21 protein-coding genes are annotated in these 24,834 nt (G+C 34.5%); 19 read left to right on the top strand and 2 right to left on the bottom strand.

What is annotated here, in order from left to right:
* Window positions 1–12 precede the first annotated feature (12 nt).
* The 15 genes from M1R53_RS06130 (at window position 13) to M1R53_RS06060 (ending at window position 18,999) form a co-directional block, all read left to right on the top strand.
* A complete protein-coding gene (locus tag M1R53_RS06130; RefSeq protein WP_249242368.1) occupies window positions 13–1,743 on the top strand; it encodes an ABC transporter ATP-binding protein in 1,731 nt (576 codons plus the stop codon).
* Window positions 1,744–1,976: 233 nt separating this feature from the next.
* A complete protein-coding gene (locus M1R53_RS06125) occupies window positions 1,977–2,177 on the top strand; it encodes a hypothetical protein (protein WP_428979548.1) in 201 nt (66 codons plus the stop codon).
* Between the two features lie 260 nt (window positions 2,178–2,437).
* Window positions 2,438–3,049, top strand: coding sequence for a class I SAM-dependent methyltransferase (locus tag M1R53_RS06120; RefSeq protein ID WP_249242367.1), 612 nt, complete (start codon window positions 2,438–2,440; stop codon window positions 3,047–3,049).
* 237 nt (window positions 3,050–3,286) lie between these two features.
* Window positions 3,287–4,570 carry an L-cysteine desulfidase family protein gene (locus M1R53_RS06115; protein ID WP_070600450.1) on the top strand — a complete coding sequence of 428 codons (1,284 nt, stop codon included), beginning with the start codon at window positions 3,287–3,289 and terminating at the stop codon, window positions 4,568–4,570.
* A 19-nt stretch (window positions 4,571–4,589) separates the two neighbouring features.
* Window positions 4,590–5,735, top strand: coding sequence for a CD0519/CD1768 family membrane protein (locus M1R53_RS06110; protein ID WP_019214034.1), 1,146 nt, complete (start codon window positions 4,590–4,592; stop codon window positions 5,733–5,735).
* A 12-nt stretch (window positions 5,736–5,747) separates the two neighbouring features.
* On the top strand, window positions 5,748–9,914 hold the full coding sequence (locus M1R53_RS06105) for an AAA domain-containing protein (RefSeq protein ID WP_249242366.1): 4,167 nt from the start codon (window positions 5,748–5,750) through the stop codon (window positions 9,912–9,914).
* Between the two features lie 11 nt (window positions 9,915–9,925).
* On the top strand, window positions 9,926–11,362 hold the full coding sequence (locus M1R53_RS06100; RefSeq protein WP_249242365.1) for a 4-alpha-glucanotransferase: 1,437 nt from the start codon (window positions 9,926–9,928) through the stop codon (window positions 11,360–11,362).
* 192 nt (window positions 11,363–11,554) lie between these two features.
* Window positions 11,555–13,342, top strand: a complete 1,788-nt coding sequence (locus M1R53_RS06095; RefSeq protein ID WP_249242364.1) for a peptide ABC transporter substrate-binding protein — start codon at window positions 11,555–11,557, stop codon at window positions 13,340–13,342.
* A 76-nt stretch (window positions 13,343–13,418) separates the two neighbouring features.
* Window positions 13,419–14,348 (top strand): ABC transporter permease, encoded by a 930-nt coding sequence (locus M1R53_RS06090; RefSeq protein WP_085839572.1) that lies wholly within the window; start codon window positions 13,419–13,421, stop codon window positions 14,346–14,348.
* Window positions 14,349–14,361: 13 nt separating this feature from the next.
* A complete protein-coding gene (locus M1R53_RS06085; RefSeq protein WP_019214029.1) occupies window positions 14,362–15,294 on the top strand; it encodes an ABC transporter permease in 933 nt (310 codons plus the stop codon).
* 10 nt (window positions 15,295–15,304) lie between these two features.
* On the top strand, window positions 15,305–16,330 hold the full coding sequence (locus M1R53_RS06080; protein WP_019214028.1) for an ABC transporter ATP-binding protein: 1,026 nt from the start codon (window positions 15,305–15,307) through the stop codon (window positions 16,328–16,330).
* Window positions 16,330–17,349 carry an ABC transporter ATP-binding protein gene (locus tag M1R53_RS06075; protein WP_019214027.1) on the top strand — a complete coding sequence of 340 codons (1,020 nt, stop codon included), beginning with the start codon at window positions 16,330–16,332 and terminating at the stop codon, window positions 17,347–17,349. The genes M1R53_RS06080 and M1R53_RS06075 overlap by 1 nt, the downstream gene beginning before the upstream one ends.
* A 69-nt stretch (window positions 17,350–17,418) precedes the next feature.
* Window positions 17,419–17,865, top strand: coding sequence for a VanZ family protein (locus tag M1R53_RS06070; protein WP_249242363.1), 447 nt, complete (start codon window positions 17,419–17,421; stop codon window positions 17,863–17,865).
* A 261-nt stretch (window positions 17,866–18,126) separates the two neighbouring features.
* Window positions 18,127–18,561: a LytTR family DNA-binding domain-containing protein gene (locus tag M1R53_RS06065; RefSeq protein WP_249242362.1), complete on the top strand. Its 435-nt coding sequence runs from the start codon at window positions 18,127–18,129 to the stop codon at window positions 18,559–18,561.
* Window positions 18,562–18,570: 9 nt separating this feature from the next.
* Window positions 18,571–18,999 carry a DUF3021 domain-containing protein gene (locus M1R53_RS06060; RefSeq protein ID WP_019214024.1) on the top strand — a complete coding sequence of 143 codons (429 nt, stop codon included), beginning with the start codon at window positions 18,571–18,573 and terminating at the stop codon, window positions 18,997–18,999.
* A gap of 62 nt (window positions 19,000–19,061) precedes the next feature.
* Here the strand turns inward: M1R53_RS06060 and M1R53_RS06055 are convergent, their stop codons facing one another.
* Entirely contained in the window at window positions 19,062–20,258 is a 1,197-nt protein-coding gene (locus M1R53_RS06055) for a D-alanyl-D-alanine carboxypeptidase family protein (protein WP_249242361.1), read from the bottom strand.
* Entirely contained in the window at window positions 20,251–21,675 is a 1,425-nt protein-coding gene (locus M1R53_RS06050; protein ID WP_249242360.1) for a UDP-N-acetylmuramoyl-L-alanyl-D-glutamate--2,6-diaminopimelate ligase, read from the bottom strand. Before M1R53_RS06050 ends, M1R53_RS06055 begins: the two co-directional genes overlap by 8 nt.
* Window positions 21,676–21,818: 143 nt before the next feature.
* Between M1R53_RS06050 and M1R53_RS06045 the strand changes: the two genes are divergently transcribed.
* The 4 genes from M1R53_RS06045 to ftcD are packed head-to-tail and all read left to right on the top strand — an operon-like array spanning window position 21,819 to window position 24,827.
* Complete coding sequence (locus tag M1R53_RS06045) at window positions 21,819–23,015, top strand: FprA family A-type flavoprotein (RefSeq protein WP_249242359.1); 1,197 nt, start codon at window positions 21,819–21,821, stop codon at window positions 23,013–23,015.
* A gap of 44 nt (window positions 23,016–23,059) precedes the next feature.
* Complete coding sequence (locus tag M1R53_RS06040) at window positions 23,060–23,245, top strand: DUF1858 domain-containing protein (protein WP_019214020.1); 186 nt, start codon at window positions 23,060–23,062, stop codon at window positions 23,243–23,245.
* Between the two features lie 39 nt (window positions 23,246–23,284).
* Window positions 23,285–23,935 (top strand): acyl-ACP thioesterase domain-containing protein, encoded by a 651-nt coding sequence (locus tag M1R53_RS06035; RefSeq protein ID WP_249242358.1) that lies wholly within the window; start codon window positions 23,285–23,287, stop codon window positions 23,933–23,935.
* A gap of 10 nt (window positions 23,936–23,945) precedes the next feature.
* The gene (gene ftcD, locus M1R53_RS06030; protein ID WP_019214018.1) at window positions 23,946–24,827 is read left to right on the top strand and encodes a glutamate formimidoyltransferase; all 882 of its coding nucleotides are present in this window, start codon (window positions 23,946–23,948) and stop codon (window positions 24,825–24,827) included.
* Window positions 24,828–24,834: the final 7 nt, after the last annotated feature.

The raw sequence follows: 24,834 nt of genomic DNA, 5'->3' as shown, positions 1-24,834 counted from the left end.
GGAGGTGAGAATATGTTTGAAGCTCTAAAAAGTGTATGGAACTTTAGTGAGAAAAGGCAAGGCAGTTTAGTCAAAATTTTAATTCTATCATTTATAGAAGGCATGTTCGTTATGCTGAAAATGATAGCAATAATTTTAGCGGTAAATGCCATGTTTAATAGCAATTTAATGGACAATTATATTTATAAGGTAATGATACTAGGAATTGTATGTATCATCGGCGTATTTAGTTTTGGTTATTTCACACAACTGGGTTCTGTATCCGTTGGATTTGAGATGGCGAAAGATAAAAGGTTATATTTTGGCTCATTATTTAAAAAACTCTATTTAGGGTTCTTTAGTAAAAATTCAGTAGGAAATATAAACTCAACACTGACTACATCTATTTCAACTGTAGAACAAGTTGCACCAATCATTTTAATTCATGTGATAGGTGGAATTTTATCTGCTATATCAATAGTTTTAGGATTTGCTTACTATGAAATGCGAGTTTCAGTTGTAATATTTGCAGGTATATTAACATATTTGTTTGTAGTTAATTATCAAATGAAAATTTCAAGAAGCGAAGCTCCCAAAAGACAATTAGCACAAACAAAATTAACGGAAAGTGCTATTGAATTTATACAGGGAATAAGCGTAATTAAGGCTTTTGGTATGGGAGAAAAAGATGAAAGAGTAAAAAAAGATATAGATGGTAGTTGTGTCAATAATATAAATTTATCCGAAAAATCTATTCCCTCAAGCATATGTGCCGGTCTTACGATACAGCTGTTTGAAATTATGATTATTAGCTATGCGTTTTTTATGTGGAATAGTGGAGAAATTTCTCCTCAAAAAGCCATCAATTTATTGATTATGAGCTTTGTAATATTCCAGTCTGTAAGTCAAGCAGGTTCTATTCTTTCTATGATTGGGCTTTTAGATAGTTCACTAAAGGATATAAGCAGTATGGAAAATGCTGAAGAAATAAAGGTATTATCACCTATTCAAAATATAAAATCCAACGAAATAGAATTTAAAAACGTGAGTTTTTCTTACGGAAAAGGAGAAGTTTTAAAGGGAATATCAGTAGCTCTTAAACCGAACACACTTACAGCGATTATCGGACCTTCAGGTTCAGGAAAAACAACGTTTTGCAAGCTTATACCGAGATTTTATGATGTAAGCGAAGGAGAAATTCTGATTGGTGGAGCAAAAATAACAAATATCTCCACCGAAGAATTGATGAAAAATATAAGTATGGTATTTCAAAATGTGTATTTGTTTGAAGATACAATTATGAATAATATTCGTTTAGCAAAGCCAAATGCCAGTGATGAGGATGTTATATCCGCTGCAAAAAAAGCGCGCTGTCATGACTTTATAAAAAGCTTGCAAAAAGGATACGAAACTAAAATTGGCGAAGAGGGTAGCACTTTATCCGGTGGAGAAAAACAAAGAATAGCGATAGCTAGAGCAATACTCAAAGATGCTCCCGTTGTGATTTTAGATGAATTTACCAGTGCTTTAGATGTAGAAAATGAACGCCATATTTTGCAAGCCATCGATAATTTAGTACAGAATAAAACAGTTATTATGATTGCACACAGGTTAGAGACTGTTAGGAAAGCAGACAACATCATTGTTTTAGATAAAGGGGAAATAGCACAAGAAGGAACGCATAATGAGCTTATAACTCAAGATGGGATATATAAATCATTCATTTCAATAAGAGAGCGAGCAAATAAATGGAGTTTTAAGTAAATACATCCATTTTGATATTTGACTAAATAAATGAGTATTTAATGGGAGATTACGATATTTTTTGATAATAAAAGTTTTTGAAAGTAACTTTTCACACAAAAATTAAATAATTCAATAACAATAAGAGTTAATTTGATTGTTATTTTCGGAGGACTTTTTACGCCAAAGTGTAGAAGTCCTTCTTTTTTATTCTCAAAAAGCAAAACAGAGAAAAAGAAAAGAAAGATAACACAATGGCTAATAAAGAATATTACCTTTATGTAAAAGGCAAAGCCGTACCTGTAAGCGAAGAAGTCTACAAAGCCTACTGGAAGATAACAGAACATGAAAAGTATTTCCAAAGAAAGGAGTGGAAGCACAATGACATATCATTTTCAGCACTGGATCATGACGGACATTTTGTAGACAACATCATAGATGAAAAAAAGTCTTAGAAAAAATTGTAGAAGTAAAACCAAGCAAAAAAGATATGACCAGAGAAATCTAAGGGAGGTAACGAAAAGTTACACCCTTAGATACAAAAAACAAGACTTCCGAAAAACAGAAGTCCAGAATTCCGAAAATCGGAAATCAAGAATTTCGATTATTGAAATCTGGCAAATATCAAGGCGGATAGGATATATTATTGAATAAACGTAAAATTTATGATAAAATTACACTGATAATAGTTATCAACGGGAGGCAGGAGATAAAAATGTTAAAAAAATTTTTTGAAAATGTAAAAAATCCTAAAAATAATTTCGGCGGTCGCTTCATGGTGAAAGGAATGAACATTGGCCATGAAAAATTGGCTAAATGGGGTAGATCCTTTCTGAATATTAAAACCTCGGATGTAGTTTTAGATCTAGGATGTGGCGGTGGACGTAATGTTCAATACTTCTTAACAAAGGCTAAAAAAGTATATGGAATGGACTATTCTAAAACAAGTGTAGATATCGCAAGTTCAGTAAATAGCGAAGCTATAAGAGATGGCAGGTGTAAAATTATTGAAGCAGACGTGTCTAAACTACCTTTTGAAGATGAATCCATAAATATAGTAACTGCCTTTGAAACAATTTATTTTTGGAAGAATATAGAAGTATCTTTTAGGGAAATCCATCGTGTTTTAGTTAAGGACGGTCAGTTTCTAATATGCAACGAAGGAGCATATAGAGAGCATAAAAACATAAAAAAATGGGCGGATATGCTAGATTTTGAAGTTTATTCTCCCGAATATCTCACAGAAACATTGAATAAGATAGGATTTAAATGCGAATACCATCTGGACGAGAAAGAGCATCTAGTATTTTTAGCTAGAAAATTATAAAAAAATTTGTGAATAATGAAAAATAAATTTTTAGGAGAAGTAGAGAAAAAATCTACTTCTTTTTTGCAATTTTATGTACTTTTATAGTAATGTTTTTTAAGATGCTCGGCTCTAATTAAAATTATTTTTTGCAAAAATTTATTTATAAAAAAACTATTTTCTCCTTTTTAAAATCATTGAACTAAAGAGTTTTTTGTGTTATAATCATTTTGGAGATTATTTTTTAGGAGTGATACTATGACTTATGAGGAAAAAGAGCTTCTTGATATTATCAAAGAAGACACGATGCCTGCTCTTGGCTGCACTGAGCCTATCGCTGTGTGTTACTTAGGAGCTTTCATGAATGATTACATAAAAGAAGACATCGCCAAGGCAAAAGAGATTGATGTAATTGTTAGCAAGAATATTTATAAGAATGGCAAGAGCGTTACTATACCAAATACTGGCACTTGCGGTCTTGATCTTGCTGCTATACTTGGTCTTAGCGGAGGCAATAAGGACGATGGTCTTCTTGTTTTAACTAAATTTAATGACGAGATGATATCTAGAGCAAAAGAACTTAGAGAAGCTTTAAATATCAAGCTAAGCTATGACGAAAAAACGCCGGACATCTATGTAAGGATGCTTGTTAAATTTGATGATGCATGCGTAGAAGGACTTTTGCAAAAGGGTCACACTAACGTAGAATACATAAAAGTGGATGATAAAGTTCTTTATGAAAATAAACTAGAGGAGTCAAGTAACGAAATGAAGGAGTTCATGTCAAAACTTACTCTTAAAAAGATTAAAGAGCTTGTTTTATCGACACCACTTGAAGAATTAGACTTCATTGAAGAAGGCGTTGAAATGAATATGCACGCAGCTAATGAAGGACTAAAGCTTAAAAATTCAAATCTTCTTGGTCAAAGCCTTAAGAAGATGGAAAATAAAAACATAATTTCTAATGATGCTTACACTAAAACTAGGATATTAACTGCGGCAGCTGCTGATATGAGGATGAGTGGCGGAAACTGTATGGTTATGACTAGCGGCGGAAGTGGCAATCAAGGCATAAACGTTATCATACCTATATATTTAATATATGAAGAATTTAATCTAAAAAAAGAAGACATGATTAGAGCTATATACTTTGGTCATGCGATTAACAGATTTGTTAAGACATTCTCGGGAAAATTATCGGGCATGTGCGGATGCGCTATAGCGGCTGGACTTGGCGCTGCAGCTGGCATCACTATGATGATGGGTGGAACAGACGAACAAATCGAGGGCGCTTGCTCAAATATGTTTGCAAATCTAACTGGACTTATCTGCGATGGAGCAAAAAATACTTGTGCATTAAAGCTATCGACATGCGCAGGTGAAGCAGTACTTAGCGCGTTTCTAGCGCTTAACGGATGCACTCCAAAAGAAAATGTCGGAGTAGTTTCAGGCAATATTGAAGACACTATCAAAAATGTTGGCCTATTATGCAGAAGCGCATTTAATAGAGTTGACGACGTGATGCTAGACATCATAAAATAAATTTTAACAGGAAAAAATTATGGAGAGAAAATTTAAAAAAGCTATTAGCTTAGAAACATTTATCTTTTTGGCAGCACTATTTGCCTTTTTCTACTATCTTTCATCAAAGATGGGAGCCATCAATTTAATCAATACCTTTATGAACACGGCTTATGCCTTGCTTATGGAAGTTTGTTTCTATATCATGGCGATAGCTGTTGTGGCTGGAGGATTATCTTCAATACTTAGCGAGTTTGGCGTCATATCCTTAATTAATAAACTTCTTTCAAAACTAATGAAACCAATTTACGATTTACCAGGGGCGGCATCTGTAGGCGTTTTGACATGTTATTTATCAGATAACCCATCGATACTTGCTCTAGCTAAGGATAAAAACTTTTTGAGATATTTTAAAAAATATCAAGTGCCAGCGCTAACAAACATTGGTACAGCCTTTGGTATGGGCTTTATCACGACTACTACTATGATGGGCTTAAAAATTAATGGCAGCATCAAAGCAGCGCTTATAGGCAATTTAGGAGCTATAATTGGCTCAATTGTCAGCGTTAGGATCATGATGCTATTTACAAAGAAAAAGTTTGGTCTTGAAGCAATGGCTGTGGGCGAAGCTGACGCAGAAAAAACTACCATGGACCTAAGACCTGTTAGAGATGGATCAACATTCAATAGATTTATTGACGCTCTACTTGATGGAGGCAAAATTGGCGTTGACATGGGTATGTCAATAGTTCCGGGCGTTATACTTATTTGTACCGTGGTACTTATATTAACGAACGGACCGGGACCAGATGGCCTTTATACAGGAGCTGCAAAGGAAGGAGTAAAGCTATTACCATTAATAGCTGATAAACTAAGTTTTATAATTAAACCGATATTTGGTTTTACTTCAGGCAAGTGCATAGCCGTTCCAATCACAGCACTTGGTTCAGCTGGAGCTGCCATAGGTCTAGTACCTGAATTAATTAACACAGGAGCAGCAAGTGCCTCAGATGTAGCAGTTTTCACAGCTATATGTATGTGCTGGTCAGGATATCTTTCAACACACATAGCGATGATGGATGCACTTGGATATAACGATTTAGCAGGTAAATCAATATTCGCACACACTATAGGCGGCTTAGTAGCCGGATTTTCAGCACATTTATTATTTGCAATATTAGCATAGATAGGAGAAGAAATGGACGAGAGACAAAGAGTAATTTCATTATTTAAATACATTAGGCAAACTATTGATGATAAATACAAGCCTATACTAAATGTTAAGGACGAGCTTTGGAATAAGTATTTGGATGAGATCAATCTTAATAATAAATTCCTTTATTTTTCTTGCGGAAGCGATTCAACAAGTGATGTGATTCTTAGAATTACTAGACCTTATTCGCAAAAAACGCAAGAAGATATTAGGGTGCAAAATTTATTTAAAGAGTTTAGAGAGCTTTACTACAAGCTTGAGAACGAATCTCATTTATATGAATTAGTCTTTGCTAATGGTATTTTAATATCAAAATATGATAAGAACATTTATCATCCTATATTAATAAAGAGGGCAGCTATTGATTTTGATTCAAGAAAAGATAGTATAGCTATACGCGATACAAACAGAGACATGACGCTTGATATAAAACTAATATCTTTAATTGATAATATAAATCACTTAGAGCTAAAAAATATCATGGAGCACATATCCATGAACTATTACCACCCATTTGATACAGCGTCAATGGGTGAGTTAATGAAGTCTATGGCAAAAAGGCTGCATACGGACTCATCTTATCAAGAGACAAATGCGAGTGAAACGGATAAAGCCTTTACCATAATCAATAGACCATTATTATATTTAAGAAATAAAGAAACTGATTTTATACAAAATCTTGATGAAATGATTGAGTCCATAGAAAAAGGTTCAGAAGTAAACAAGAGCCTACTTAATCTATGCGGCGTAAACATCAAGGAAAAGGAAGCAGAAGAGAGAGCTGAGACGCTTGATGACAAGATCAGAAACATCGAAGGCATTTCGCAAAGTGTTTTATTCACTAAAGAAGCTAACAAGGAGCAACTTGAAGTAGCTGAAAGAATTGCTAACTACGATACTGTTTTGGTGCAAGGACCTCCAGGAACAGGCAAGACTCATACCATAGCGAACCTATTGGGCGATATCTTAGCTAGAGGTAAAACTGTTTTAGTCGCATCACAAACGAAAAAAGCTTTATCGGTACTAAAGAGCATGACTCAAGAAGAGATCAGAGCCCTTTGCGTATCAACTATTGACGACAATAACGAGGACATGGAAAAATCCATCGACTCAATCACTGATTATATAAGCAATCACTCCATTGAAGAGCTTAAAGAAAAGATACAAAAGCTTAATATGGATAGAAATATTCTTATAGAAAGACTTAATGAAACAAGAAAGAAAATCTTTAGCATCAAATCATCTGAGCTAAAGAGCATTACTATTGGAGAAGAAGTTTTTAGTCCTATAGATGCGGCGAGATTCTTGCATGACCATGTGGGTCTAAACAAGATACCGGGCGAGGTGAAGCTATATGAAGAGCTTCCTATACAAAAAGGCGACATAGACTTTTTATACTACTCAAACGAGGCTCTTACTAGAGAGGACGAGAAAGAACTAAACATAGGTCTACCTGATCCAAATACTATACTCAGTCCAGAGGATTTAGAAAAGGCCATAGATGCGATGGATGCTGCACTTCTTAGAGCAAAGACTCTTAAGGAAGAGATTAGAAGAAATATCACTTTAAAGGAAAAAGTCTACCTTGATCAAAACGCTCTTTATAGTGGCAAGGCAGATGAAGATTTTAGAGATATATATGAAAAAATTGATTATATCAATAGCCTTGATAAGCTAGAAGATTGGCAAATAAAAGTAATTGTTAGCGCCAAGGCAGGCAATGCTGACAAGAAGAGCTATATTAGATTAACAGAATTAATCACAGAGCTTGATGATTACTACGACAGAAACATTGATCACTTAAGAGGCAAGAGACTTATATACCCAAGTGATATGAATCAAAAAGAGCTAAGACAGTCACTCGAAGAGATGAGAGCAAGGCTTGTTGAAGGCAAAAAGATCAAGGGTATATCCGCCATGTTTAAAAATTCGTGGAAAAAAGTTTTGGCAAGCGTTAGTATTAACGGCCAAGGCCTAGTAACTGTCGAGGATATGGATGACGCTATAGTAAATATAAATCTAGATATAAAGATTTCCGAGCTAAAAGCACTTTTCGATGAACTTATATATAAGACAAATGCTGATTTTGACAGAGAAAAGCTTATTGAAAATAAAGAACTATTAAGCTATTTGCCACTAATTACAAAGCTTATGAAGTTCTACGACGAAAACATTCAGTCTTTGTTCAAGCTAATGCAAGACAAGGGTATCAACGTGAACAGCATCTTTGTCAATAACAAAGTTTTATCGCCACATGATTCATTTATCAAAGAGATGAATCTAATTAAAAACGATTTAAGAAAATACATTGAGCTAGCTGATGAATATGATTTAAAATATATTCCAGCTAAGGCAAAGCTTGATGATACACTTGATAAATTAAAAGTAGATGAAGATAATAAGTCTGATTTACTTTTACTAATGAATACGGCGATTGAGACTAAGTACTATGATAGCTATAGAGATAGTTTTGAAAATCTTAAAAAGACTTACGAAAAAATTAAAATACTTAAGAAGAGAAACGAGCTTCTTGACAAATTAGCAGCTGTTGCGCCAACTTGGAAAGAGTTTATATATAATCGCTTTGATATTCATGGTCTTAAGGACGCACCTGAAAATATCGAAGAAAATTGGTATTACAAGCAATTTGATGGCATTATAACAAAGATAAATAGAACGCCTTATGAAAAATATCAAAAGATGATGACTTGGTACAAAAAGCAGCTTTATGACATAACTAAAGAGCTCGCTTCAAACATGGCATGGCACTCATTTATGCTTAAGATTAAGGACGATATAGAGAAAAAGCAAGCATTACAAGGCTGGCAGCTAACTATGAAAAAGATTGGCAAAGGCACTGGCAAGCAAGCAATTGGCTTAAAGAAAGAAGCAAAAGAACTTCTTAAGAAGTGCCAAAGAGCTGTTCCTGCTTGGATCATGACCATTGACAAGGCACTTGAAAGTCTTGATTATAATCAAAAATTTGACTATCTGATCATTGATGAAGCATCTCAAGCAGATATCTCATCTATACCTATACTTCAATTGGCGAAAAAGGCAATTATAGTCGGCGACGATGAACAAGTTAGTCCACAAGCAGTCGGCATTGACCAAGACAAACAAAGAAATCTTATAGATATGTACATTAAAGACAAGGTGGCAAACAGCCATTTATATGATTTAAACTCATCTCTATACGACATACTTAAGACAAGCTTCCCAGTTTTGACTCTTAAAGAGCACTTTAGAAGCGTGCCAATGATAGCTGCTTACTCAAATTTTATTTCTTATGATGGTATAATAAAGCCACTAAGAGAGTCATCGTCGACAAAAGTTCAACCTGCACTAAAATTAGTCAAATTAGATGGCATTAAAAATGAAGATAGAGTGAATGAAGCAGAAGCAAATTATATTGCAGATGAAATACTAAGGATAAAAGATGAGCCTGATTATGAGGGCAAAACAATCGGCGTTATATCACTTGCTAGCGAGGATCAAGCTAAGTTTATAGATAAGCTTCTTATAGAAAAATTAAGTCTACAAGATTATGACAGGCTAAATATTTTATGCGGTAGACCAGCGGCTTTCCAAGGCGATGAGAGAGATATAATATTCTTAAGTACAGTTGATTCAAACGATAAAGATGAAACGCTTAAAGTTTTAAACGAAGGCGCCTACGATGTGAACAAGAAAAAATACAACGTAGCCGTATCAAGAGCAAAGGATCAAGTAGTTTTAGTAACATCGCTTGATTACAAGAAAGATCTAAAACTTGGCGACATCAGAAGAACTTTAATTGAATTTTTCATAAATCCTGAGGACAAGATGGTCTTTGACAAGAGAAATAGATATGAGCTGTCATCATTTGAAGAAGACATAAAGAAAGAGCTTGAAGAAAGAGGCATAGAAGTAAAAACTAATGTTGAGGCAGGTCTTTATAATATAGCACTACTTGCTATAAAAGATGATAAGAAATTTATAGTAGAAGCAGAAGGATCAGAATTTGATATAGACGACGAAACAATCATCGATCAAATGGAAAAGAGAGATATTTTGGAAAGAGTTGGCTGGAACTTTGCTAGCATCAGAAGCACAAAATATTATTTCGATCCGTCAAAGGCGATAGATGATTTAATTAACGATATGAAGTAGAAGGTGATTTTTTGGACGCACTTAGAGAAGCAGGCGTACTATTACCAATAAGTATGCTTAAGAGCAAATATAAGCACGGCACATTTAAAGACGCCATGAAGGCGGTAGATTTTTTACATGGCTCAGCTCAAAAAATTTGGCATATAGAGCCAATCATGTATATGGATTCAGATTTGAGAAATTATAAAACCATATCCCAGTTTGCCATCGACCCAATATATGCAGACCTTGATGAATTCATTAACATGGGGCTACTTAGCACGGCAGAAATATTTAAGCTAGACGAAGAAGCCGAGAAAAAATTTGACGCTCATGACAAAGAGCTAATAAAGACAGAAAAGATTAAAGCGCTTAGGCTGGTATATAAAAGAGCTTATCAAGACTTTACTAAAGAAGCCATATATCAAGAATTTATTAAAGAAAACGAGTATTGGTTAAAAGATTTTGCTTTATTTATGACTATATATAATAAGAAGAATTCTTTTGAAGATTTTTCTGAAGAAGAGATAAATATTAATAAGTATAAGGATAATTTAGATGCGGATATAGAAGAAGAAGCAAAATTCCAAGAGTTTCTTCAGTTCCTTTTATATAGACAGTATTTAAAATTAAAAAATTATGCTAATAACTTAGGCGTGAAAATTTTATGTGATTTATCATTTTATCTAAACGAATTTTCTTCAGATGTCTGGGCAAAGAAAGACTACTTCGAGGTTGATAACAAGCTAAGACCGCTTAATTATGCCATAAAAGCAATCGAAGAGGATAAGGACTTAAATAAAATTGACAAAAGATTGGTTTATAGCTTTGACTTCATCGCCTTTGACAGCTATGAGTATATAAAAGAAAAATACGGATACTATTCAAAATTATTTGATTACATTAGATTAGTTGACATAGAAGATTACGAAACAACAATAAAAGTTGACGCAAAAACCATGGACGCGGACACTATAAGCGCAGATAAAAACCCTATAGAAGAAATTTTTGCTGTTTTGAAAGAAAATGATATAATAGATAAAGTTTTTACTGATTATATTAGATGCAATTCAAAAATTATTAAAAAAATAATGAAAGAAGGCAAAGTTTTTGAGTCAAAAACAATACAAGATGCCTTTGATATAAATGCAGATGAAAAGAGTTTGCCTCTTAACCTTGACAAGACTACTGTATATTACAGTTCAGACTTTGATATGAAAGAGCTAGATAAGTATTTAAATTCATCAAGCGATATGAAGCTAAGGATAGAAGACTACACAATGAAGAAAAATTTCACAACACTTGATATCGTTGAAAGAATGTACAGCTCAAACGCATCCAAGGTAATCATTGCTATATGGGACCTCTTAGATGATGTAAACAAGAGGACTAGAGAACTTGATCTAGATGAAATAAAACATAAATTAGAAACAATTTTAAAACAATACATGGTACAATTTTTACGCTAAACGAAATAATATTTACGGTAGACGAAATATTTTTATAGAATAAGAATGTCTATAAAGCCTTGATATATGAATTTATTAGTTCAATATCGAGGCTTTATTTATTTATAATTATTCAAAAAACTTGACTTTTATGATAAGAGAGTTTATAATAGTCAATGTAGATACTAATTTTATTTTAAGGAGGAAATTAAAATGAAAAGCAAAAAGTTTTTAGCTTTATTACTAGTTTTAGTAATGGCTATAAGCGTACTAGCAAGCTGTAAGCCAGCTGATAAACCAGCTGATGCTGACAAACCAGCTACAACAGATGAAGGAAAAGAAGAAGGCAAGGAAGAAGCTCCTGCAGATACAGGCGCTTTAACTGAAATGCCAACAGACGGTGAACCAGATGCTGATCAATATATAAACACATTTGATACAGCTCATCCAAACACATTAGACCCTGCTAAGGGAAGCGATAGTTATGGTAACGGTATATTACTTAACATTCTTGAACCACTTGTAAGAATTCAAGACGTAAAAGGACAAATGGGTTCAGTTGAATATGTACCAGCTGGAGCTGAAAGCTGGGATCTTTCTGAGGACGGTCTTACTTATACATTCCATGTTAGAGAAGGAAACGTATGGAACGACGGTACTCCAGTAACTGCAAAAGACTATGAATATGGTATCAAGAGATGTATAGATCCAAGAACAGCATGTCCATATGCTAACAACACATACTATATCAAGGGAGCTGAAAAAGTTAACAAAACTAAATTAGCTGAAGGTCAAGAACCTGATTATTCAGAAGTAGGCGTAGTAGCTAAAGATGACAAAACTCTAGAAATCACTCTAGAACATCCAGTTCCATTCTTTATCGATATTGTAACAACAAGAATTTTCTTCCCACAAAGACAAGACTTAGTTGAACAATACCAAGACACTTACTCAACAAGTCCAGAAACTGCTCCACAATGTGGACCATTCATTCTAAAAGACTGGGTTATCAACTCTGAACAAAACTATGTTAAGAACGATAACTATTGGGATAAGGACAATGTAAAATTAAGTAAATATAAAGTATCTATAATCAAAGACTCAAACACTATTTTCAACGCACTTAAAGCAGGTCAAATCGACTACGCAGGTGTAGGCGATCCTAAGTGGAAAGGCGAATTCTTAAATAACCCTGATTACTACAGCACAGTAAGAGCTAACCCTGATACAACATATTTCATGTTTAACTGCAATGCAGATTCAAACACTGCAAACAACAAGGTTAGACAAGCTATCTCTATAGCTCTTGACAGACAAGAATTAATCGATTCTTGCTACAACGGTGTTCCAACAGCTGCATTTGACTTCGTACCACCAGCAGTAACTGTACAAGGTAAAGAATTCAACAAGCTAGGAGAAGGTTGGGTTAAGAAATTAGCTGAAGACAATCCAGATCCAAAGGCTTTATTTGAAGAAGGCGTTAAGGAAGCAGGTTTAGGAGATCCATCAAGCGTTACAATCAAGCTAATGGGTTCAGATACATCTCAAGAAGGAAGAACTTCTGGAGAATTCGTACAACAATGTCTAGAAGAAGCATTAGGATGCAAAGTTGAAGTAGATAACCAAGACTGGTCACAATTTATCAATATCGTTCAAACTGGTAAAGGTTGGGATATTGCATGGTTAGCTTGGGGTGCAGACTTCAACGACCCATCAAACTTCCTAGAAACTTGTCATTCACAAACAGCTGCTTATCCTACAGGATACAAGAACGAAGAATTTGATAAGCTATTAGACGAAGCTAAAGTTGAACAAGACGCTGATAAACGTGTTCAATTATTCCACGATGCAGAAAAGATTCTTCTATATGATGACGCAGCTCTAAGCCCAGTAATTCACAGAATTGCTAACGTATTTAGAAGATCATACATCAGAAACGCTAACTACAGCTTCTTCTCTACAATGGGTATGTCAAGAATATTCACAAGCGGAAGAAAGTAATTTTAACAAAATTTAATTTAGGAAAAGGGGATTTTTCCCCTTTTCTTAGATTATAAGAAGAAATTAGGAGGATAATATGATAAAGTATATCGTAAAAAGAGTTATTTACTTATTCATCACTCTTTTTATAATCACTACTGCAACATTTTATCTAATGCATACTATTCCTGGGGATCCTTTGACAGCAAGAGTACAAAAGAATTTACCAGAACAAGTTAGAATTAACTTTGAGAAGAAGTATGGTTTGGATAAGCCGTTGTATGAACAATACGGATTGTTCCTTAAAAACATGACTCAAGGAGACTTTGGCGAATCAATTACATATCCAGGTGTAAAGATTGCTGACAGAATTTTTAAAACTGCACCTATATCAGGTGCTTTAGGCGGAACTGCCTTATTTATAGGCTTTGTTTTAGGTATGGTTTTAGGTATAATTGCCGCTTTAAACAGAGGCAAGTGGCCTGACTACCTAGTAATGTTCCTTGCAATTATAGGTATAGTACTACCTTCATTCGTACTAGCAACATTATTACAATATGTTTTTGCAAATAAATTAGCATTATTACCAGTTATGGGCTGGGGCTCAGTTAAGAACGCGGTTCTTCCTGTTATAGCTCTAAGCTTTGGTACTATAGCTACTTATGCAAGATACATGAGATCTTCTGTACTAGAAGTTATCAACTCAGACTATATCTTGACTGCAAGAGCAAAAGGCGTAAGTGAATTTAATATAGTAAGGAAACACGTATTTAAGAACGCCTTTATTCCGTCACTAACTATACTTGGACCACAAATCGGCGGTATCTTCGCTGGTTCATTCGTTATTGAAAAGATATTCTCTATACCAGGACTAGGTTTCTTCCTAGTAACATCAATTCAAGATAGAGACTATCCAATGATTATTTCATCTACAATATTCTTTGCATTCTTATTTGTTGTTGCAACACTTATTGTAGACGTACTATATGTTATAGTCGATCCAAGAATCAAACTTACAGAAGATTAATCAGGAGGTAAACATGGAAGAAAAAGATTTAAAACTTACTCCTGAGATGTTCAAAAGGATACCAAAAAACGATGAAGAAGCAGAACTTATTGCTAGACCTTCAATATCTTTTTGGCAAGATGCATGGAGAAGATTAAAAGAAAATAAAGTAGCTATGCTAGCACTTGTGCTACTAGGATTACTTATATTTTTAATTATATTTGGACCATACTTTAACAGCTATAGTCCTACAAAAATTCAATCGAAATTAAAAGATATAACACCAAACTCACAATTCTGGTTTGGTACAGACAGCTCCGGCCGTGATATATTCACAAGAGTTTTCTTTGCTGGTAGAACATCACTTATAGTTGGTGTTGCCGGTGCTTTGATATCAACTATAGTTGGTCTTTTATATGGCGCTATATCTGGATATCTTGGTGGAATTGTAGATATGGCTATGATGAGAATACTAGAAATTCTAGCATCTCTACCATATTTACTAGTTGTTATCGTATTACAAATCAGACTTGAAACAAGAAACTTATGGACTTTGCTTTTAGCCCTTACTATAACAGGCTGGACAGGTACAGCTCGTATGGTTCGTGCTGAAGTTTTAAGAATAAAAGCACAAGAGTACGTTCTTGCAGCTAGAACACTTGGTGTTAGCTCATGGAAGATAATTACTAAGCACTTAATACCAAACGCAATGCCTATACTTATAGTAGGTATTACATTTGACGTTCCAGGATTTATATTCTCAGAAGCCTTCCTATCATACTTAGGTATAGGTCTTCAATCACCTGCAACATCATGGGGTATTATGTGTTCTGAAGCGACAGCTACTTTCATGTACTTACCACATCAAATGTTCTTCCCATCACTAATGATAGCCATAACAATGTTATGCTTTACACTTCTTGGTGATGGACTTAGAGACGCACTTGATCCAAAACTAAGAAAGTAGGAGGCTAATGATGGAAAACAGAGAAAAACTATTAGATGTTAAAAATCTTAACGTTTCTTTCCATACTTACGCTGGAGAAGTAAAGGCTGTTAGAGGTTTAGACTTCCACCTTTATCCAGGTGAAACATTGGCTTTCGTAGGTGAAAGTGGATGCGGAAAGAGCGTTACAGCAAAATCACTAATGAGACTACTTCCAAAGGATAGTAGTGAAATAAAAAAAGAATCACAAATTATATTTAACGGTAAGAATGTCTTAGCTATGAACTCAAAAGAGTTAACAGACCTTAGAGGTAACGATATATCTATGATATTCCAAGACCCAATGACTTCTTTAAACCCAACAATGAGAATTGGCGATCAAATTAAAGAAGCATTAAAGATACACAGACACTTAAGCGGCTCTGAAGCTGACAAGGTTGCTACTGATTTGCTTGAACTAGTTCAAATACCAGAAGCAAAGAATAGACTTAAAGCTTATCCACATGAATTATCAGGTGGTATGAGACAAAGAGTTATGATTGCGATTGCACTTTCATGTAATCCAAAACTTCTTCTTGCAGACGAGCCAACAACAGCTCTTGACGTAACAATTCAAGCGCAAATCCTTGATTTACTTCAAGATCTTAAGAAGAGATTAAATACAGCCATCATACTTGTAACACATGACCTTGGCGTTGTTGCTAACTTTGCTGAGAGAATTCAAGTTATGTATGCTGGTGATATCATTGAAGAAGGAACTACAGATGAGATCTTCTACAATGCTAGACACCCATACACATGGGCTCTACTTAACTCAATTCCAAAGGTTCACGCAAAAGACGTTGAACTAAGAGCATTAGGTGGTACACCACCAGATTTATTATTACCATTACCAGGATGCCCATTTGCAGCTAGATGCTCTAGAGCTATGGAAATCTGTAAAAAGGTACATCCTCCAAAGACTGAACTTTCTCCAACACATCACAACTGGTGCTGGCTAGAACATGAATTAGCTGGAGATATTGATTGGGATGCAATGAGAGGAGGAGCATATTAATGGCTAAATTTACTGAAAAACTTATAGAAGTTAAAAATTTAAGTAAACACTTCAACGTTGGTAAGGGTAAAGTTCTTAAAGCTGTTGATAATGTTAACTTTGATATCTACAAGGGCGAAACATTCGGTGTTGTAGGTGAATCTGGTTGCGGTAAGACAACTTGCGGTAGAACAGTTCTTGGTATGTATAGAGCAACTAAGGGACAAGCTTTATTTAACGGTAAAGACATTCACTCACTTAGAGGTAAGGAAGCTATTGATTTTAAGAAGAATGCTCAATATATCTTCCAAGACCCATATGCATCACTTGACCCAAGAATCACAGTTGGTGATATCATTGCTGAAGGTATGGATGTTCACTTCAACTATAGTCATGAAGAAAGACAAGCTAAGATAAATGAATTACTTGACAAAGTAGGTCTAAATAAGGAACACGCTCTTAGATACCCACATGAGCTATCAGGTGGACAAAGACAAAGAGTTGGTATAGCAAGATCACTTGCTGTAGAACCATCATTCATTGTCTGCGACGAACCTATCTCAGCTCTAGACGTATCTATTCAAGCACAAATCGTTAACCTACTAAACAAGCTTCAAGACGAACTTGGCTTAACATACATGTTCATCTCACACGACTTGTCCATGGTTAAGCACATTTCTGACAGAATCGCAGTAATGTATCTTGGCTCAATCGTTGAACTTGCAGAAAGCTCACAAATTTATGAAGCTTCACTTCATCCATATACACAAGCTTTAATGAGTGCTATACCAGTACCAGACCCACATGCAGGATCAGCAAAGAATAGAATCAAGCTTGAAGGAGAAGTGCCTTCACCAATTAACACTCCACCAGGATGTAAATTTGTTAACAGATGTAGGTATGCTATGGACATCTGCCACAAAATTGAACCTGAACTTAAGGAGTTAAAGCCTGAACACTTCTGCGCATGCCACTTGTATGACAACGGTTTGATAGACTTAAAAGATGCAAAGGTAACACAAGATTTAGGAAATAAATAATTCAATAAAGTATATGATTAAAGGGGGAAGAGATTTTCTTTCCCCTTTAAAATATTAGGAGCATAAGAAATGAAAAATAAAAAATTAATAAAAATATTATTTTCTATCTACATTCTCTTTTTAATTCTATTTGTCGTTTTAAAATTTGATGGCAGCTTTGAAAGGATAATTTCATTGCATAATAGTATAATAGAAAATGAAAAAGATGTTCTTAGAAATATAAATTTAATTCCATTTAGAACTATGTCTCCATACCTGAAAAATATTACAGAGACTTATGCTTTTAAAAATATTGCGGCTAACATTGTAATTTTTATTCCTTTGGGATTTTTTATTTCGAATAAGAACCCCAAAAATGTATTTAAAGCACTTATAATTTGCCTAGGAGTAATACTTTCAATTGAGCTTATACAATTATTTTTTAAAATAGGATTTTTTGATGTAGACGATATAATTTTGAATTTTATAGGATCATTACTTGGAGTATTTATGAGTTTATTTGTACGAAAAATGTAGCTAGCAATTTGCTAGCTACCTTAATTTATCTAGATACTTACTTTATCAAAGCTCCAAACATTCATAAAGAACTCATATATCCTGTAAAAAATGGCCTTTGGTGACACAAGATTAAAAAATAAACAAGTATATAGATTTAGCCATGAAGTTATTCAGGGCTTTTCTTATGCATCTTAAGCACTGTTAAATGTATCATAGAAGAAAAACAACTACATATATAGAAACTCATGTTATAATTAAAACAAGAAAGGGGGATATAGTATGAAAGTTAATATAGAGCTCTCAAACGAATACAAAGAGCCAGAGATACTTATTCGAACTGATAAAGTCACTGACGAAGTCAAGAGACTAGTAGCATTATTAGATAGTGCCAGTAAACCAATCATCGTAAAAAAGGATGATGGCAAAATCATAATTAAGCCAGAGGAGATTTATCTCTTAAGAGTGGAGGCTGAGGGGCTAGCGATATATCTTGAAAGTGATAGATACCTATCTAAGGACAGTTTAAAAAGCTTTGAAGAGAGGCTTCCCAAGAATTTTATACGCATTTCAAAGCAGGTGATAATCAATGCAGAAAAATTAAAGCGTGTTGAGGCTGGTTTTAGTGGAAACTTTACAGTCTTTCTTGGAAACTCATTGAAAGATTATGTAACAAGAAACTATATAACCGATTTGAAAAATTATTTAGGAATATGAGGTGTTATTATGAAATTTAAAAAATTAATTAAGTCTACGTTATATGCTATATCAGTATCTTTATTTTTTACAGTTTTTGGCCTTATAGGTAAAGAGCAAGTTTCAGGTGGAGTGCTTGAGCTTGGATCATATGGCTTTACTAAGGCGATGATTGCAACATTATTAATAGGTCTTGGATACGGCATACCTTCGCTTATATATGATCTTAAATCTATGAGCATAGCGCTTAAGTCAGTCATATATATGTGCACAGGGGTAGGGATAATGATACTAGTTTTTCTTAAGTTCGGCTTTATACAAGAAGGCTACGGACTAGGTGACATACTTAAGATGCTTATAGTACCTGTTGGAATTGCTTTTTTATTATGGTATGCGCAATACATGAAATATAAAAAGGTGGCAAAGTTAATGAATGAAAAATTAAAAGATAACAAATAGTTTTGACGCAAAAAAGGTAGCTAGCAATTTGCTAGCTACCTTAATTTATCTCTACACTTATATTATTCGGCTGCACTTACTTTGTCAAAGCTCCATACATTCATAAAAAACTCATATATTCTATCGAAGATAGTTTTCTTTGTCAGGCTATTCATAGCGATGGCATCTGTCTTAAAAACTTCTTCACCATCGATGTAAACTTTATATTCACCAACTTTATCATCTTTTTTTATGCGGCTATAATCAAGATCTGCGTCCATAATAAATTTTGTCTCTGTATCAATACCGTTGTTAAGCGAACGAACGAAGTCCTCTTTTGGTTCTATCTCAAGCATTTCTTCCTTATAATCATCAAGACCATATTTTGCGATTTTGCTTGATTTTTTTGAAAGAAGTATCTTTTTTGAATAATTTTCTAAGGCATATTCATAGGCTGTGGCTGAATTTTCTTCTCTTAGTGCCTTTGTCTTGGCGCCAAGCATAACAAAGATTATCTCGTTATCTTCGGTTTTTATTCCATCACCAAGGCTATGAAAAGTTGCTACGAAGCAAAATCCTGCATCACGCGTAGTTCCTGTCTTAAGTCCAGTAACTCCCTCACGACCAAAAAGCGGGTTGGTGTTGTCATCGTGATAATCTTTCTCAGGGTAATCGATCGCTACTGTCATGGTATAGTCAATATAGTTAGGATGCTCTTTGATTATTCTCTTCGTTAAATCAAGTACGTCCTTCGCACACATTGAGTTTTGCTTAAGGTCGGGTAGGCGAGGAAGACCGTGAGCATTATAAAATATTGCGCCACTATATCCAAGCTCTTTTGCTTTTTTATTCATCATAGTTACGAAAGCTGCTTCACTGCCAGCTATGTGCCTTGCTATGGCGGCTGTAACATCATTACACGAGTTTGTCATCATTATCTCAAGCATTCTATGAAGAGTGTATTTTTCTCCAGGTTTTATTCCTAGTCTATTGCCAGTTGGGTAGCAGTCTTCTTTTTTTATCTCAATCTCGTCACTCTCGTGAATATCGCCGCTCTTTAATTTATTTAGTGCTATATAAAAGGTCATAAGCTTTGATACCGAGGCTATGGGCACTGTTTCATTAATGTTCGCGGAGCTTGATATGATGGAGTCAGTCTCTACATTGTAGAGTATATATGCTCTTGTATCTTTAACTTCTAAATCTTTTGCAAAGCTTAAATTTGTACATAGCATTAAAACTATTAGCAAAAATATTATGCTTCGTTTAAATTTATGCATCATGCGCCTCCTTTAATTTCAAAATGCACTCCTTGTCAGAGTAGTGGACCTTTTCGCCCTTAATTAGCTGATAAGTTTCGTGGCCCTTGCCAGCTACGACAATGATGTCATTTTTGTCAGAAAGTTCATAGCTTAATTCAATCGCTTTTTCTCTATCGGGCTCAGTATAGTGAATTCCTTTTATAAAAGAAGCAATCTCATTACAGATTTTAGCTGGGTCTTCAAAATTTGGATTGTCCGATGTGACTATGCTTATATCAGCAAGTTCATCGCTTACTTCAGCAAGTTCTTCACGTCTTTTTTCACTTCTTCCACCGACAGAGCCAAAAACAGTAATTATTTTATTTTTCTTAAAATGTTTCAAAGTCTCAAGAATTGACTTTAAAGAGATATAATTGTGAGCATAATCAATGATGTAGAGCCTATCATTAACATTTATTTCTTCAAAGCGGCCGCGAATTGAAATATTTTTAACCGCGTCTATAATTTCGCTCCAATCGTATCCTATCTCCTTCAAAACACTGATGGCTGCGAGATAATTATAGATATCATATTTAGATATGCTTTTTACTTCAAAAACTTTGCCATTTATATCAAAATCACTTTGGATTTTAAATATATCGTCAGAAATAACTATATTTTCGGCTTTATAATCACTTTCTTCATTTATTGAGAAATTAATTCCATTTTTTATAGTCTCTCTAAGTTTTTCATCGTCTTTATTATAAATAAATTTTTTGGAAATATCCTTCAAAAGCATCTTGCTATGGAAATAATCATCAAAGTCTGGGTGCTCGATGCCGCCTATGTGATCGTGCGAAATATTTGTAAATAAGCCGATATCAAAATTAATTCCATAAAGCCTTTTCATCTTAAGGCCGATGGACGAAGCTTCCAAAACGCAGTGAGTGATTTTTTCTTTGCGCATATTATTAAGAATTCTATAGACTTCATAGCTCTCTGGCGTAGTATTATCAACAGCTTCCTCTTTATCGGCGTAAAAAACACCGTTGGTACCAATGATTCCAGGTTTTGCACCCATCTTTTTAAGCGCTTCATATATGATATTAGCTGTAGTAGTTTTGCCTTTAGTTCCAGTTATCGCTATCATCTTGATATCTTCATCTGGTTTATTAAAAAAGTTTCTTGAGATAGTAGCAAGAGCCTTTCTTGTGTCATTAACTTTTATAAAAGTGGCATCAATATAAGCATGTGCCATGCTATCGTCCTCGACGACAAAGACGCGAACACCTTTTTCATAAGCATCTTTAATGTATTTGTGGCCGTCACTAAGAGCGCCTCTAAGCGCAACGAAGAGAGTGCCTTTTTGGGCATATTTACTATTGTAGATGATGTCTTCTATGCTTTCATCGCCAGTATAATCACAAATGCCCAATAATATATCTTTAAGTAACATAATTTTACTCCTAACAAATAATCTTTCTATTATTATATAACGAAGGCTTTCTTTTTTCAAGAGCTATGACAATAATAGCTTAAAGCTTATAAAGTGCTTGAAAAAATTCTTCCTTTATTATATAATGAATTGGGGTGATATTAATGAACACGTTATCAGTAAAAATAAATGATTTTTTATATTACATCGGAGTTAATGACAGACAAACTCAATTATTTGAAAATCAATGGCCACTTGAAAGAGGTGTTTCATATAACTCTTATGTAATTAAGTCAACAAAGACCGCCTTACTTGACACAGTAAAAATAACAAAGGTAGATGACTTTGTGACAAAGCTAAAAGAAGTGCTTGAGGGAAGAGACCTTGATTATTTAGTTATTCATCACATGGAACCAGACCACTCTGGTGCGATTGAAACTATAATCGATCTTTATCCAAATGTTAAACTAGTTGGTAACAAGAAAACTTTTGAACTTCTTGAAAACTTCTATAGTGTTAAGGACAATCTAATCCTTGTTGATGATTTCGATACTCTTGACTTGGGCGAAGTATCACTTAAATTTATCAAGACACCTATGGTACATTGGCCAGAATCAATGGTTAGCTACGAAGAAAAATCAGGCATATTATTCTCACAAGATGCTTTCGGCGGTTTTGGTGCGCTTGATGGAACAATTTTCGATGACGAGATAAACTGGGATTTATATAGATCTGAGACAAGACGTTACTATTCAAACATAGTAGGAAAGTTCTCAAGACAAGTTCAAACAGCTCTTAAGAAGCTTGCAGATCTTAAGATAAACATGGTTTGCCCTGTTCATGGACCGGTTTGGAGAGAAAATCCAGATAAGATTATAGCATGCTATGACAAATGGTCTAAGCAAGAGACTGAGGACGGTGCAGTAATTGTTTATGGATCAATGTATGGCAATACTGAGATGATGGCTGAAGCTATCGCAAGAAGACTTGCTGAAAGAGGCGTTAAAAATATAAAGATGTTTGACGTATCAAAGACACACAAGTCCTACATCCTAAACGAAATTTGGGAGTATAAAGCGCTTATACTTGGCTCATGCACATACAATAACGATTTGTTCCCACTAATGCATGATTTAGTCAACGTTTTAGATATGAACAAATTACAAAATAGAATCATAGCTGTATTTGGCTCATATAGCTGGTCAGGTGGAGCATTAAAAGCACTTGAAAAATTCAGAGACGCATCAGCTATGGATAAAGTTGAGACAACAGTTGAAACAAAGAGTGCGCCTACAATGGATGATTACATGAAACTTCGTCAAATAGCTGATGAAGTTGCTGACAAATTAGAAAACAAATAAAAATAAATAAAGCAATTTGGGTATATACAAAGAGAGGTGATATTATGGAAATAACAAAAGACATGCTAATAGGAGATTTACTAAGAGCAAAACCAGAAGCAGCATACATCCTAATGGAACACGGTATGGGATGCGTTGGATGCCCTTCAAGCCAAATGGAATCAATTGAAGAAGCTTGCCAAGTTCACGGACTTGATCTAGAACGCTTGATGAAAGCTTTAAATGAGTAATTAAGAGCCCTTTTTTAAGGGCTTTACATAAGGAATATCATGGAAATATATACAAAAGATTATAAATTTAAGGAAAAAAGTATAAAAAAAGCAGTTGAGTCTATGGTCGATGCGGCCTTTGCTCAGCTTTATGCCCATGGGATTAAAGACGATAAAGTAGCTTGGATGATATATAAGTGGCGTATTGATTTTATGGATGAATTCTATAATATGGACTATGACGCTATCACAGTTCATACAACGCCATCTGGAGTCAATCGCTTCTTTTCATACAGACAATTTATCGTTGAAGCGAGTGGCAAGAGCATAATCAAGGCGACTTGTGAGATCATCTATGTGGATAAATCCAGCATGAGACCCATTAGGACAAATGATTTTGGAAATGATTTTCAAAAGCTTTTTGATGATGAGGACCTTGAGCTTGAAGAATACGATGGAAAAGCTAATATATCAAGCTTTTGTATAAAGAAAGAATATATTGACTCATACCACCATGTTAATAATGCAGTATATATAGATGAAATTATAAAAATATTAAATCAAGATATAAAGAGCATAAGACTTAAGTATGTAAAGCAGTGTCTTTTGGGAGAAAATGTTGAAATTGCCTACGAAATCAATGACGGTGAGGCAAATTTTAGATTTTTCTCTAAAGATGAGACTAAATTATATGCTAGTCTTAAATATTAGGAGGTAAATTATGAAAACAATTATGGCGGAAATCAATGTTTCTGAAGGAAGAAACATGGATACTATCGAAGCAATCAAAGAAGCCGTGCTAAAAGATAACAAGGTAACTATGGTTGACCTTAACTACGACAGTGACCACAACAGAAGTGTATTCACTTTTAAGGGTTCAGTTGAAGATACTCTAGAAGCAGCTAAAAGACTTGTAGATGTTGCTTTTGAAAGAGTTGATATGACTACTCAACATGGATCACATCCTCGTCAAGGAGCTGTTGACGTAGCAGCTTGGGTACCAGTTAAGGACATGAGTACAGATGAAATGAACGAAGTAGTTCATGCATTTGGTAAATATGTTGGCTCAAAAGGCGTTCCAGTATTTTATTACGAAGACTCAGCTACTAGAGAAGACAGAAAATCACTAGTTAAGCTAAGAAAAGGCGAGTACGAAAGCCTTGAAGAAAGACTTAAAGACGCTGAAAATTGGACACCAGACGAAGGCGAAAGAAAATTCAATCCAAAGAGCGGAGCAACAGTAACTGGAACAAGATTCCCACTTATTGCTTTTAACGTTTATTTAAATACTGAAGATATGGAAATCGCTAAAGCTGTTATGAGATCAGTTAGAGCAAAGACTGGCGGATACACAGCAGTAAGAGCTATAGCTCTACCGATCGAAGATCAAAAATGCACTCAAGTATCAATGAACTTAGTTAATTATGAATTAACACCTATCCACAGAGTTTTTGAAACTATCAAGAGTGAAGCAGAAAGCTATGGCGTTACAGTTAAGTCATCAGAACTAGTTGGACCAGTTCCAGCTTATGCATTAGAAGAATTATTAAGATTCTATATTAGATTAGGAAACGGCTTTACAGCTGATCAAATCTACAATTAATATTTAA

Origin of the sequence: Fenollaria massiliensis (genome assembly GCF_023347705.1) — a bacterium.
GTDB lineage: Bacteria > Bacillota > Clostridia > Tissierellales > Peptoniphilaceae > Fenollaria > Fenollaria massiliensis.
The sequence above is the reverse complement of the archived record's forward strand: the minus strand, read 5'-3'. Positions and strand labels throughout refer to the sequence as shown.